This is a genomic window from Curvibacter cyanobacteriorum, assembly GCF_028649475.1.
GTDB lineage: Bacteria > Pseudomonadota > Gammaproteobacteria > Burkholderiales > Burkholderiaceae_C > Curvibacter > Curvibacter cyanobacteriorum.
Map to the genome: position 1 here is coordinate 86,547 of NZ_JAQSIP010000012.1, position 13,043 is coordinate 99,589.

At 68.7% G+C, this 13,043-nt stretch carries 13 protein-coding genes; 3 read left to right on the top strand and 10 right to left on the bottom strand.

All coding sequences use genetic code 11. From position 1 onward, the window contains the following. Positions 1-23: 23 nt before the first annotated feature. On the bottom strand, positions 24-998 hold the full coding sequence (locus PSQ40_RS19630; protein ID WP_273953580.1) for an inositol monophosphatase family protein: 975 nt from the start codon (positions 996-998) through the stop codon (positions 24-26). A 152-nt stretch (positions 999-1,150) separates the two neighbouring features. Between PSQ40_RS19630 and PSQ40_RS19635 the strand changes: the two genes are divergently transcribed. Beyond that, positions 1,151-1,876, top strand: a complete 726-nt coding sequence (locus PSQ40_RS19635) for an RNA methyltransferase (protein ID WP_273953581.1) — start codon at positions 1,151-1,153, stop codon at positions 1,874-1,876. Between the two features lie 32 nt (positions 1,877-1,908). Next, positions 1,909-2,682, top strand: a complete 774-nt coding sequence (gene cysE / locus PSQ40_RS19640) for a serine O-acetyltransferase (RefSeq protein ID WP_273953582.1) — start codon at positions 1,909-1,911, stop codon at positions 2,680-2,682. A gap of 87 nt (positions 2,683-2,769) precedes the next feature. On the opposite strand, the gene mog is transcribed toward cysE, so the two are convergent. Further along, positions 2,770-3,381 carry a molybdopterin adenylyltransferase gene (mog, locus tag PSQ40_RS19645; protein WP_273953583.1) on the bottom strand — a complete coding sequence of 204 codons (612 nt, stop codon included), beginning with the start codon at positions 3,379-3,381 and terminating at the stop codon, positions 2,770-2,772. After that, positions 3,374-4,027, bottom strand: a complete 654-nt coding sequence (gene yjgA / locus PSQ40_RS19650) for a ribosome biogenesis factor YjgA (protein ID WP_273953584.1) — start codon at positions 4,025-4,027, stop codon at positions 3,374-3,376. The genes mog and yjgA overlap by 8 nt, the downstream gene beginning before the upstream one ends. Positions 4,028-4,090: 63 nt before the next feature. Here yjgA and pmbA point away from each other — a divergent pair, with 63 nt between their 5' ends. Continuing rightward, positions 4,091-5,470 (top strand): metalloprotease PmbA, encoded by a 1,380-nt coding sequence (pmbA, locus tag PSQ40_RS19655; RefSeq protein WP_273953585.1) that lies wholly within the window; start codon positions 4,091-4,093, stop codon positions 5,468-5,470. A 97-nt stretch (positions 5,471-5,567) separates the two neighbouring features. Here the strand turns inward: pmbA and PSQ40_RS19660 are convergent, their stop codons facing one another. The 7 genes from PSQ40_RS19660 to ybiB all read right to left on the bottom strand — a co-directional run bounded on the left by PSQ40_RS19660 (position 5,568) and on the right by ybiB (position 13,014). Then, positions 5,568-7,508, bottom strand: coding sequence for a DUF6600 domain-containing protein (locus PSQ40_RS19660; protein ID WP_273953586.1), 1,941 nt, complete (start codon positions 7,506-7,508; stop codon positions 5,568-5,570). A 466-nt stretch (positions 7,509-7,974) separates the two neighbouring features. Beyond that, positions 7,975-8,421 carry a GatB/YqeY domain-containing protein gene (locus tag PSQ40_RS19665; RefSeq protein WP_273953587.1) on the bottom strand — a complete coding sequence of 149 codons (447 nt, stop codon included), beginning with the start codon at positions 8,419-8,421 and terminating at the stop codon, positions 7,975-7,977. A gap of 103 nt (positions 8,422-8,524) precedes the next feature. Continuing rightward, entirely contained in the window at positions 8,525-8,737 is a 213-nt protein-coding gene (rpsU, locus tag PSQ40_RS19670) for a 30S ribosomal protein S21 (protein ID WP_007833691.1), read from the bottom strand. A 222-nt stretch (positions 8,738-8,959) separates the two neighbouring features. Beyond that, complete coding sequence (locus PSQ40_RS19675; RefSeq protein WP_409338629.1) at positions 8,960-10,213, bottom strand: BaiN/RdsA family NAD(P)/FAD-dependent oxidoreductase; 1,254 nt, start codon at positions 10,211-10,213, stop codon at positions 8,960-8,962. A gap of 218 nt (positions 10,214-10,431) precedes the next feature. Beyond that, complete coding sequence (locus PSQ40_RS19680; protein WP_409338630.1) at positions 10,432-11,154, bottom strand: methyl-accepting chemotaxis protein; 723 nt, start codon at positions 11,152-11,154, stop codon at positions 10,432-10,434. 166 nt (positions 11,155-11,320) lie between these two features. After that, complete coding sequence (gene cobA, locus PSQ40_RS19685) at positions 11,321-12,112, bottom strand: uroporphyrinogen-III C-methyltransferase (RefSeq protein WP_273953589.1); 792 nt, start codon at positions 12,110-12,112, stop codon at positions 11,321-11,323. Beyond that, positions 12,109-13,014, bottom strand: coding sequence for a DNA-binding protein YbiB (gene ybiB / locus PSQ40_RS19690; protein ID WP_273953590.1), 906 nt, complete (start codon positions 13,012-13,014; stop codon positions 12,109-12,111). The genes cobA and ybiB overlap by 4 nt, the downstream gene beginning before the upstream one ends. Positions 13,015-13,043 lie beyond the last annotated feature (29 nt).

A 13,043-nucleotide genomic window follows, 5' to 3' on the forward strand; every position in this document is an offset into this window, starting at 1 on the left:
GACCCGGCCAGGGCGCCTGGGCCTCAGAACGGGGCGTCGGGCAGGGCGGCGGGCTTGTCGCTGGCGGTGGCGGCAGCGGCCGGTGCTTCGGCGTCAGCGCTGTCGTCGGCCGCACTGTCCGCCGTCAGGTCGGTGGCGGCGGCGCTGTCTTGGCCCAGGGCCTGGCGCACGGCGGCTTTGTCACCGGCGCCGGCGAACTTGCTGTACTTGCCCAGCAGACCGACCAACTGGCCGTAGACGCGCGGGTTGCCGGCCAGGCATTCCTGTTGGTCCAGGAAGTCGGCTTCGCCGGTGAAGTTGCCCACCAGGCCACCGGCTTCGGTCACCAGCAGCGAGCCGGCGGCGATGTCCCAGGGTTGCAGGCCGGTTTCAAAGAAGCCGTCGGTGAAGCCCGCGGCCACATAGGCCAGGTCCAGCGCGGCAGCGCCGGGGCGGCGCAGGCCGGCGGTGCGCTGCATCACGTCACCCATCATGGCCATGTAGGCCTTGAAGTTGTCACCCGGGCGGAACGGGAAGCCGGTGGAGATCAGCGACTCGCCCAGGCGGGTGCGCTTGCTCACGCGGATGCGGCGGTCGTTCATGTAGGCGCCGCGGCCCTTGGTGGCGGTGAACAGGTCGTTGCGGCTCGGGTCGTAGACGACGGCTTGCTCGATCTTGCCGCGCACCGCCAGCGCGATGCTGACGCAGTACACGGGGAAACCGTGGATGAAGTTGGTGGTGCCGTCCAGGGGATCGATGATCCAGACGAACTCGGAGTCTTTGGCGCCGTGGGTTTGGCCCGATTCCTCGGCCAGGATACCGTGGCCCGGGTAGGCGGTCAGGAGGGTGTCGATGATGGCGTTCTCAGCCGCTTGATCGACTTCCGTCACAAAGTCATTCACCTGCTTTTGAGACACCCGAACGGATTCGACGTCCAGGGCGGCGCGGTTGATGATGGCGCCAGCGGCGCGAGCGGCCTTGATGGCCACGTTAAGCATGGGGTGCAGGTTGGATGACATGAATTGTGAGGAAGAGCTGGTGCGCCCCAAAAAGCAGCGCCAACAGGCGCCTGGGACGGCAAACGGACCTGTCCGGCGATGCGGCAGGCGACAATAGGGCGAGATTTTACCCGCCGTTGCGCGTTTTGCGCCAGACCCTGTCCCAAACCCCCATGAAAACCCGTTTTGTTCTGATCCAGACCAGCCATGCCGGCAATGTGGGCGCCGCCGCCCGGGCCCTCAAAGTGATGGGCTTTGACGAGCTGGTGCTGGTGGCCCCGCGCTGGCCCAATGTGCTCAAGCGCGAAGAGACCATCCAGCGCGCCAGCGGTGCGCTGGACGTGCTGGAGAAGGCCCGCATTGTGGACACCCTCGACGAGGCGCTGGACGGCATCAGCCACCTGTGCGCCACGGCCATGACGCCGCGCGACTTTGGCCCGCCCGTCAAGAGCCCGCGCGAACACTTTGGCCCGCTGGCACAGACCGATCACTCGGTGGCCTTCCTGTTTGGCTCGGAGCGCTTTGGCATGCAGAACGAGGACGTGTACCGCTGCCACACCTGCCTGAGCATCCCGACCAACCCGGGTTTTGGCTCGCTCAACCTGGGCGCAGCGATCCAGGTGATTGCTTACGAGTGGCGCCAGGCCCTGGGGGGCTTTGCGGTGCAGTCGGCCACCGCGCCGGTGCGCCCCGCCGACGCCCAGCAGGTGGCAGGCATGTTGGGCCACTGGGAGCGTGCCCTGGTCGACATCGGTTTCCTCGACCCGGCCGCGCCCAAGAAGCTGATGCCGCGCCTGAACCAGTTGTTCAACCGCGCTGACTTGAGCCAGGAAGAAATCCACATCCTCCGAGGTGTTGCCAAAGCCATGATCGAAACGGCCGAACGCGCGAACCGATAGACTGTGCAGCCATAAAAATATTTCCAAAATCCATGTTCTCCCGCTTGCGATCCGACATCCAGTGCATCCTCGACCGCGATCCTGCCGCGCGCAGCACGTGGGAGGTGATCACGTGTTATCCGGGGCTGCACGCGGTGGTGCTGCACCGGCCCGCGCACTGGTGCTGGACGCATGGATTCAAGTGGCTGGGGCGCTTCATCTCGCATGTCTCGCGCTGGCTCACGGGCATCGAGATCCACCCGGGCGCCAAGCTCGGCGAGCGCGTGTTCTTTGACCACGCGATGGGCGTGGTGGTGGGCGAAACCGCCGAGATCGGTGACGGCTGCACCATCTACCAAGGCGTGACGCTGGGCGGCACCTCGCTCTACAAGGGCACCAAGCGCCACCCCACCCTGGGCAAGGACGTGGTGGTCAGCGCCGGGGCCAAGGTGCTGGGCGGTTTTGTGGTCGGTGACGGCGCCAAGATTGGCAGCAATGCGGTGGTCATCAAGCCGGTGCCGGCGGGCGCTACCGCGGTGGGCATCCCGGCGCGCATCCTGCCGTCCAAGCAGGGCGCCAGCGCCGACGCCACCCCGGAGGCCAACAAGTTCTCGGCCTACGGCGTGACGCTGGAAGACGACCCGGTGGGTCAGGCCCTCAAGGGTCTGATCAGCAGCGCGTCGTCGCAGGAGCACCAGATCGCGCTGCTCTGGCAGGCCATCGAGCAACTCGCCGCACGTGCGCCGGACGGCAATTGCGTGCCCAAGGAAGCGCAGCGCGAGGGCTGCTTCGAGGCCGGCAAACTCAACGACCTGGTCGGCAAATGAAAAAGCGACCTGGGGACCAGGTCGCTTTTCGGATCGCTTGTCGGCTTGTTTTCAGGCCGGTGCCGGCTGAGCGGGGGGGGGGGGGGCTCAGCGCGCCGGGCGCTGCGCGGTCTTGGGCCGAAAAGCCTTGCAGACCTCGTCGCGGGTCTCCAGGTAGGGGCCGCCAATCAGATCCACGCAGTAGGGCACGGCGGCAAAAATGCCAGGCACCAGGGCGCTGCCGTCGCTGGCCTTGAGGCCTTCGAGGGTCTCCTGAATCGCCTTGGGCTGGCCGGGCAGGTTGATGATCAGGCTTTGGTGCCGGATCACCGCGACCTGGCGCGACAGGATGGCGGTCGGCACAAAGCGCAGGCTGATTTGGCGCATTTGCTCGCCAAAGCCGGGCATTTCCTTGTGCGCCACGGCCAGCGTGGCTTCGGGCGTGACATCGCGCAGCGCAGGCCCGGTGCCGCCGGTGGTCAGCACCAGTGAGCAGGCGGCCTGATCCACCAGGTCGATCAGGGTGGCGCTGATGCCCGCCTGTTCGTCCGGGATCAGGCGAGGCACGAACTCGATCGGGTTGTGCAGCGCGCGGCTCAGCCAGTCCTGCAGCGCCGGCAGGCCCTTGTCTTCGTACACGCCACTGGAGGCGCGGTCGCTGATCGAGACGATGCCAATGCGCACCGGCTCGGGGGGGGGCAGGGCGGCGGCCTCAGTCATCGCTGGCGTCGTCCTCGGCCTCGTCGACCGCGTCCGGGTTCATCTGTTGCTTGATGAAACGGAACAGCTCGCGGTAGGCACGGCTCTGGCGCGGGGCCAGACCCTGCGACACGGCCGCGCGGTCGGTGGGCACCGCGTCCTTGCGGGCCTGGCGGATCAGGGCGCGCAACTGCTGGGTGTCGGTGTCGGGGTAGGCCTCCAGCCACTGGGCCAGGGCGTCTTCGACGCCAATCAGGCGGTCGCGCCACAGCTCGGCCTGGTGCAGGGCCGCGGTGTCGGCGGCCGAGCCCTTGCGTTGCACTTCGAGGGCGGCCTTGACGGCCTCGACGGTGTCTTCATCGAGCAGGCGCATCAGCTTGCCGACAAACTGCATCTGGCGGCGCTTGCCTTCGAAGTTGGTGATGCGCTTGGCCTCGGCCAGCGCTTCGACCAGCTTGTCGGACAGCGGCAGCTTGGCCATGAGGTCGGCGCGCAGCGTGAGCAGGTCCTCCCCCAGCTTTTGCAGGGCGGCGCTCTCGCGTTTCAGATCGGTTTTGCTGGCTTCATCGGTGCCCTTGAGCTCGGCTTTGAGCTGCAGGTCGAGCTCGCTGCCTTCGGCAACGAACTGACCACGGACGTAGTAGCCTTTTTTGGGTTTGCGTGACATGTTGGGGGTATCCGGGACGAGGACCACAGGGGGCCCTAAGCGGCAAGTATCATAGCTCCCGCTATGAAGAAACCCCAGACACCGGCCGGCAACGGCTTCAGCTACTCCCGCGAAACCTTCGAACACCTGGTGGACACCGCCTTGGCGCATGCCAAAAAGATCGGTGCCACCGACGCTGGCGCCGAGGCCTCCGAGGGCTGCGGCCTGAGTGTCAGCGTGCGCAAGGGCGAGTTGGAGAACGTGGAACGCAACCGCGACAAGTCCTTGGGCGTGACCGTCTACATCGGTCACCGCCGCGGCAATGCGAGCACCTCCGACTTCTCCGAGCCCGCCATCCTGCAAACCGTGCAGGCGGCCTATGACATCGCCCGCTTCACCGCCGAAGACCCGGTGGCCGGTCTGCCCGATGAGGCCGACATCGCCACCGAGCAGCCCGACCTGGACCTGTTCCACCCCTGGGCCATCACCAGCGAACAGGCCGCCGACCTGGCGCGGGCCTGTGAGGCCGCAGCGCTCAAGACCAGCCGCCGCATCACCAACAGCGAAGGCGCTGGCGTGTCGGCCCAGCAGTCGCATTTCTTCAGCGCCCACACCCATGGTTTCCGCGGCGGCTACGCGAGCTCGCGCCACAGCCTGTCGGTGGCGCCGATCGCCTCGTTGCCGGGCAAGGGCGCCGACATGCAGCGCGACGCCTGGTACAGCTCGATGCGTTGCGCCGATGAGCTGGCCAGCCCCGAGGCGGTGGGCCGTTATGCGGCCCAGCGCGCGCTGAGCCGCCTCAAGTCGCGCAAGATCGCCACCACCCAGTGCCCGGTGCTGTTCGAGTCGCCGCTGGCGGCGGGCCTGCTGGGCAGTTTTGTGCAGGCCGTGAGTGGCGGCGCGCTCTACCGCAAGAGCACCTTCCTGGTCGACTCGCTGGGCAAGCGCATCTTCCCCAAGCACATCGACGTGCGCGAAGACCCCTTCGTGCGGCGCGGCAAGGGCAGCTCGGCGTTTGACGAGGAAGGCGTGCGCACACGGGCCCGCACCGTGGTCGATGCCGGCCGCGTCGAGGGGTATTTCCTGACCAGTTACTCGGCCCGCAAGCTGGGCATGAAGACCACCGGCCACGCCGGCGGATCGCACAACCTGAGCCTCACCTCGCGCCTGACCCAGGCGGGCGACGACCTCGACGCCATGCTCCAAAAGCTGGGCACGGGGCTGTTCGTGACCGAGCTGATGGGCCAGGGTGTCAACTACGTCACCGGCGACTACTCGCGCGGGGCCAGCGGTTTCTGGGTCGAAAACGGCCAGATCGCCTACCCGGTGGAAGAAATCACCATCGCGGGCAACCTCAAAGACATGTTCAAGGCCATCGAGGCCGTGGGCGCCGACACCTACACCTACGGCTCCAAGACCGTGGGTTCGGTGCTGATCGGGCGCATGAAGGTCGCCGGCAGCTGAGGCCGCCGGACCGTCTGGCCGCAAGGGCCCGCCCCGGCCCTGTGCAACCGGGTGCCGTCCGACCCGACCTCTGGCGATGGCGCCAGGGCCCCACCGCTCACTGCGTGTTGGGCGCTGAGGGGGTGGGCCGTGGCCCCACCGGGGTGCCGACCGGGGCTGAGCCCGGGCCCTGCTGCGGTCGCAGGCCGGGGCCGCCTTCGCGGCCTGCACCGGGGGCCCGCAGTTGCTGGAACGTGGGGGGCTGGGTGATCAGCTGAGGGGCTTGCTGCGCTTGGTGCTGGCGCTCCTGTTGAAGCCGTTCTTGCTGCTGCCGCTCGAACTGCGCGCGCTCCTGCTGTTGGCGCTGCAACTGCTGCTGCACCTGCAATTGCTGTTCACGCTGCGCCTGCTCGCGTTGCCACTGCTCCCGCTGTTGGGCCTCCTGGCGTTGCCGCTCCTGTTCGGCCTGCTGCTGGCGCTGCCATTGCCACTGCTGTTGTTGCTGTTGCTGTTGCTGTTGCTGTTGCAAGAGCTGTTGTTGTTGCTGCAGTTGCCACTGGTGCTGTTGCCACTGTTGTTGTTCCTGCCGCTGGCGCTCGAGCAGCACCGCGTTGGGCTGCAGGCGCTGCAATTGCTCGCGCTGTTGGGCCTGGGCGCGCTCCTGCCGCTCCTGTTCGGTGCGGGGCGCGGTGTTGGGCACGGCCGTGACCTGACCGCTGGTGTTGGGCCGCGGCCAAGGCTGGGCCGGGGGGCTCAGCGCGGGCTGGGGCGCCAGCGACGGTCCGCCGCCCTCCGAGCCCACCGAAGGGCGCGTGGGGGACGGGCTCGCCTGACCCGCCTGCCCCGGTTGCACCTGGATGAAGGGCTTGGGCATCGGGATCGGGTCGTTCACGCTGCCGCTGGGGCGTTGCCAGCCCGGGCCGCCGCTTTGGGGCTGCTGGGTCATGCCGCCGGGGCGGTTCTGGTGGGCGTAGCCCGAGTCGGTGCCCGGGCGGTCGCGTCCGGGGGGCGTTGAGCCCGGGCGCGGGCCCACCGGCGTGCCCGGGCGCCCGTGCTCGCCCGGGGCCAGCGGCACCCAGGGCACGCCGGGCTGCCGGTGGTGGCCCGGCCCGCCCCGTTGCGGCTGGCCGATGAAGCCCACCAGCGCGGGCGAGTAGCTGGGGCGCCGTTCGTAGCGACCCGGCACCCAGCCCCAACCGCGGCTGGACACCACCCAGCGACCGTAGTGGAAGGGCGCAAAACCCCACGGTGCCTCATCCACCCAGGTCCAGCCCCAGGGCTCAATCCACTGCCACTGGCCGTAGCGGTACGGGGCCCAGTCGGGGTTGTTGAGTTGGGGATACCACACGGGGCCCAGGCTGGGGTCGTTGTGCCACTCACCCCAGCCGTCGAGTTGCTGGTAGCCAATCAGGTCGCGCGGCACGTAGCGGGCGCTCAGCGACTGGTCCTCGAGTTGCTGGCGGCCTTGGGTCCACTGGTCGAAGGCGTCGATGCGCGGCACCACGGGCCGGCCAGTCTGGCCCAGCTGTCGGCCCTGGAACGTCCATTGCAGCCCCGCCGGCAGCGTCAGCGCCTGTCCTTGCTCGCCATAGGCCACCAGGCTGCCCAGGGTCACGGTGACGCGGGTTTGGCCGCTGTCGGGGTCCACGTCAAAGCGGTAGGCACCGGCCTGTTGCACCAGCACTGCCAAGTTGGGGGTGTCGATCTCCAGGCGCTCGCCGGCCTCGAAGCGGCGCACGCGCACATCGAGCCGGCCGCGCCGCAACTGGGTCTGGCTGCTGAGGTCGTCCAGTGCGCTGAGTTCGATCTGGGCCGGCCCTTCGGCGCGCCAGCTGCTGCTGCCCTGGCTCAGTTCGAGCCGCGCCCCCGGGCTGAGCTGGAGTCGGCTGCCGGGCGCCAGGGGCTGGTTGGGGGGCAGGTGGCGCCCATCGGGTTGGGCCGCATCGCTGAGCAGCACCGAGCCCTCGACCAGGCTGGGGTAGGCGACCCGCCCTGGGCCTTCCTGGGCCTCCGCCAGCAGGGCCCACAGCGTGGCCAGCAGCAGGAGCAGCCCCTGCACGACCCGGCGGGCCTGCCCCTGGCCAGGCCTGCCCCCGCCCGACCCGCGGGCCGTCGGGGCTGAGGGGGCTCCAGAAGCCGAGGGGGCCGGTGCCGCTGACGCCCGTGGCAGGGGCCGTCGCAGGGGGGCGCACCAAGGGCTGGCCAGGGCGGCTGGTTGCGGGGGGGGGCAGGGCACGGGCATGGTGGTTTCGCAGAGCTGTCCTGACTCAACGCACGACACGGCCAAAAAGGCCACAAGCACCGGCGCCCGATGGCGGGTTGGCAGGGCGAGGCGTGGACCCGGGCTGAAAAAACCGCCCGGGCCGGGTGGGGTTGCGGGCGGTTTGGGGGCTTTGGAAGGTGCGATCCCCGCAGTGCCCGCAGTGTCCGTTGTGCCCGGACGGCACCGGGCGGGCACAGCGCCAGAGGGCGCTGGGTGGTGGGGGGACTGGGAGGGGCTTGGAGGGGCTTGGAGGGGCTGGGGCTCAGCCGGCCAGCGCGGCCTTCACGGCGGCCGAGACCAGGCCCATGTCGGCCTTGCCTGCCAGGCGGGTCTTGACCGCGCCCATGACCTTGCCCATGTCGCCGGGGCCGCTGGCGCCCAGTTCGGCCACGATGGCCTTGACCTCGGCGCTGATCTCGTCGGCGCTCAGGCGCACCGGCAGGTAGGCCTGCAGCACCACCAGTTCCGACGCTTCCTTGTCGGCCAGGTCCTGGCGACCGGCCTGTTCGAAGGCGGCGATCGAATCTTTGCGCTGCTTGATCAGCTTGTCGACGATGGCCACGATGGCGGCGTCGTCCAGCGTGATGCGCTCGTCCACTTCGCGCTGCTTCATGGCCGCTTGCAGCAGACGGATGGTGCCCAGCTTTTCCGAGTCCTTGGCGCGCATGGCGGCCTTCATGTCTTCGGTGATCTGTTCCTTGAGGGACATGGTGTTCTCCGGTTGAAATCGGTGTTCAAAAAGCAAAAAACCCGCGCCTGGCGTCCCGAGCGCGGGTTGTTGGGGCTGCTGGAGGCCAGCAGTCCGGCTGCGATCAGTACAGCTTCTTGGGCAGCTGCATGCTGCGCACGCGCTTGTAGTGGCGCTTGACGGCAGCGGCCTTCTTGCGCTTGCGCTCAGCGGTCGGCTTTTCGTAGAACTCGCGGGCGCGCAGGTCGGTCAGCAGACCCAGTTTTTCGATGGTGCGCTTGAAACGACGCAGAGCGACGTCGAAGGGCTCGTTTTCTTTAACACGGATGGTGGTCATTACGTAATGTTTTCCAATGAGGTGCCTGGGGAAGATCGGGCCCACAAGCTAAGGTTCCCCGCCTTGAAAATTATCGGCCGGCGGGGCATTTGCCAGCAAAGCCTGCGATTATAGCGTTAACGCTTGCGCAAACAAGATTTTTGTGCATCCGGGCCCGCCGGCGCAGCGCCTTGGCCGCCCTGGCCTGGCCATCGCAGGGCCGGGCGCCAGCGCCCTGGGCGGTCACAGCTTGCCCTGACGGGCGGCCAGCCCCTGGGCGCAGGCGTGGGCGCTGGCCCAGGCCCACTGAAAGTTGTAGCCGCCCAGCCAACCCGTCACGTCGACCACCTCACCGATGAAGAACAGGCCTGGCTGGCGTGATTCCAGGGTTTGCTGCGACAGGTCGCGGGTGTCGACCCCGCCGAGGGTGACCTCGGCCTTTTTGTAGCCCTCGGTGCCGGTGGGTACCAGTTCCCAGCGCGACAGGCGCTCCGCCAAGGCACCCAGGGCCTTGTCGGTGACATCGCTGCACGGGCGCTGCCAGGCAGCGTCCTGCTGCACCCAGGCCTCGGCCAGGCGCGAGGGCACATGCTGCCCCAGCTCATTGCCCAGCAACTTGCGCGAGGTGGCCTTGGCGCGCGCCAGCAGGGCCGGCAGGTCATGCTCGGGGGCCAGGTTGATGCGGATCGGGGTGCCCGGTTGCCAGTAGCTCGAAATCTGCAGCACCGCGGGGCCCGACAGGCCACGGTGGGTGAACAGCAGGTCTTCGAGGAACAGGCCCTTGGCCTTTTTGCTGCCGGTTTCCATGGCCACGGGCAGGGCCAGGCCGGCCAACTGCGCGTAGGGCGCCCAGGCGGCGCCGTCGAAGGTCAGCGGTACCAGGCCCGGGCGCTGTTCGACCAGGCGCAGGTCGAACTGGCGCGCCACCCGGTAGCCAAAATCGGTGGCGCCGATCTTGGGGATCGACAGCCCGCCGGTGGCCACCACCAGGCTGTGGCAGTGCACGGTGCCTTGGTCGGTGTCGACTTCGTAGCGGCCTGCAGCGGGCGTGGCCGCGTCGGGGGCGGCGGCGCCATCGTGGTAGCGGATCTGCCGCACCGCGCACGGTTGCCAGCGGGTCACGCTGCCGCCGGCGGCGCCCGCGGCGCATTCCTTGAGCAGCAGGTCGATGATGTCCTCGGCCGAGCGGTCACAGAACAACTGGCCTTTGTGCTTCTCGTGGTACGCCACCCCATGGCGTTGCACCAGCGCAATGAAGTCCTGCGGCGTGTAGCGGCTCAGGGCGCTGCGGCAGAAGTGCGGGTTGGCGCTGAGGTACTGGGCCGGTGTGGCGTCGCGGTTGGTGAAGTTGCAGCGCCCGCCGCCCGAGATGCGGATTTTCTCGGCCACCTTGGGCGCGTGGTCCAGCAGCAGCACCTTCAAGCCCAGTTGCCCGGCCACCCCGGCACAAAACAGGCCGGCCGCACCGGCGCCCACAATCACAACATCAACATTCACAACACGGTTCCTGGAGAAAAAGCCAAACGCACTGGCTTGGTGCATGGGCACCAAGGCGGGCCCCGCGTCGGCTCCGCACCCAGGGGCCGGCGGGCGGCGTTGGGCAGGGCGCAGGCGGGCCGCGGCGCTCGATTATCGCCAGGGTCGGTCTGCGCGGTCCGGCGGGCAGCTTTCGGTGGGGGCTGGCGCGGGGGGGGCGGGCTCAGGGGACGGCAGGCTCAGGTGCCGGTTTTCTTGGGGCCCGCCAGCGTGATGGCTTTGAGCGACAGGTTGTCGATCTCGGCCGTGATGCCCGACAGCACGTTGGCCACCACCGCGAACTCGCGCCCGTGCTGGCCGGCGCGCGCGGCCATCACCTGGGCGTTGAAGCTGACCACCTTGGCCTCACGGGCCACCGTCTGGATGGCGTTCACGATGCCGGTCAGCTCGCGCATCATGGCCTGCGACTGGGCGCTGGTGACCTGGTCGAAGGCGGTGGTGGCGCGGTTCAGGGCATCGAGCACGGTGTCGGTGCTTTCCACCAACTGGGCCAGGGTGTCGGGCAGGCGGCGGTCCTGGCGCTCGATCTGTTCGAGCGTTTGTTCCAGCCGCTGGATGAAGTCGTCCACCACCGGGCCGGCGCCCTGGGGGCCTTCGTAGGCTTTCTGGACGATCTGGGCCAGCTCCGGGGGCAACTCGCGGCCGGTTTGGCGCAGCTTCTGCTGGCTGGTCTTGAACAGGTTGAAGGACTGGCGCGCGGCCGCCAGTTGGGCGGCACGCCCCTGCGAGGCCAGCACGGTCTGGAGGATCATGCGCTGCGACAGCATGCGCTGGCGGGCCGCCAGGTTGACCAGCGAAATCTCCCCCGCGGCCGGGGCTTTGGCGGCGGTCGCGCTGCCAGGCTGGGGTGCCGAGGCACGGGGGTGGAAGGCCGAAGTGCCGTGCAGCGTCGGAGCAGTCATCTTGGTCTTTCTATCCCTTGTGAACACCCTTGACATCAAGCAATTGCCGCGCCAGCCAGGGCCCTTGGGCAGGGTGGCTCGGCGGTCTGAACGCCGGGGCTTGCCTGGGCGTGCGCCCGGGTGAGGGGCCGGCCGCCGGGGGCGGTGGCGCAGCGCTCGCCGGGGCTCAGACCGTGCCGTGTCGCCGCGCTTCGGAAGGCGCCAACCGGGCCGCCTGGACCCCCTGGATGACATCGCCCACCACGATCACCGACGGGCTGCCCAGGCCTTCGCGCTGCAGCGTTTCGGACAGCTCGGCCAGGGTGGTGACGGCCTGACGCTGGCTGGGCAGGCTGGCGCGCTGGACGATGGCGACCGGGGTTTGGCCGGGCAGGCCTTGCAGCAGTTCAGCCTGGATGTGCTGTGCGTCGCTGACCCCCATGTAGATGACCAGGGTCAGTTTGGCGCTGTGGGCGGTGGCGGCGAGGGCTCGCCAGTCGGTGCCGTGGTCGCCGGGCTTGGCGTGGCCGGTGACAAACACCACGCCGTGGGCGTGTTCGCGGTGGGTCAGTGGCACGCCCAGCGAGGTCACGGCGGCCAGGCCGGCGGTGATGCCGTTGATGACCCGCACCTCGATGCCGGCGGCACGCAGGTGTTCGACTTCTTCACCGCCGCGGCCAAAGATGAAGGGGTCACCGCCTTTGAGGCGCACCACGTTGTCGCCGTCCTGAACGGCGGCGATCATGAGTTTCTCAATGAAGGCCTGCGGGGTTGATTTGCAGCCGCCGCGTTTGCCGACATGCACGATGCGGGCCGTGGGCGCGGCCAGCGCCACGATGTCGTCGCTGACCAGGTCATCGACCAGCAGCACGGTGGCGGCCTGGATCGCCTTGACCGCCTTGAGGGTCAGCAGTTCGGGGTCGCCCGGGCCGGCGCCCACCAGGGTGCATTGGCCGGGTTGGGACAGGGCGTGGGTCATGGTTGTTCGACGAGGTGCAGGATGTGTTGGACCTGGCGCGCAATCGGCGCCGGGACGGGCAGTTTGCCAGCCAGCACCAGCTGGATGTAGCTGGCGGTGGACTCGGCGCTGATGTCGCGTGGCAGTTCGGGCAGTTGGGCCAGCGGGCCGGCCTGGGCCGGCTGCAGCGCCAGGGTCTGGCCGTGCAGGTAGCCCGTCATCTCCGGGGTGCGTCGCGCGTCGGCCACCACCTCGCCTTCGGTGCCGCGCAGCAGCAGCGCGCGTTGTCCGGTCAGTGCCAGGGTGGCGGCCATCGAGTCGGCGTATTCGGGGTGGGTGTAGCTGCTGACCAGCACACTGGGCCCTTCGCAAGGGCTCATGAGCTTGACCAGGCTGTGGGCCGGGTTGCGCAGGCCGACCACGCGACGCACTTCAAGCAGGCGCTTGAGGCCGGGCAGCAGCAGACCGGTGGGCGCAAACACCACTTCACCGGCGTGCAGCGGGCGCATGGCCACCAGCGAGGGCGTGCCGAGCACCGACAGCACCGACGCCGCCGTGATGCGGCTGGCCTCGGTGGGCGTGCCGTGCACCAGCACGCTAGCGCCTTCGCGTGCCAGCAGCAGGGCCAGCAGGGGCGTCAGCACGGGCAGCTTGCGCGCACCGTTGTAGCTGGGCAGCACGACCACCGGCTTGAGGGTGGTCGGCACGCGCGCGATGCGGGCATGGGTGGCATCGAGGAAACCCGCCATCTCGGCAGGGGTTTCACCCTTGATGCGCATGGCCAGGCAGAAGGCCCCCACTTCGAGGTCGGTCACGCTGCCATCGAGCACCTGTCCCATGAGATCGGCGGCTTGTTCGCGGCTGAGCGCACGCGCCCCCTCCTTGCCGCGACCGATTTCCTTGATGTATTGACTGATTGCCATGGACTTGTCTGTGTTCTTGTCTTTGAAGC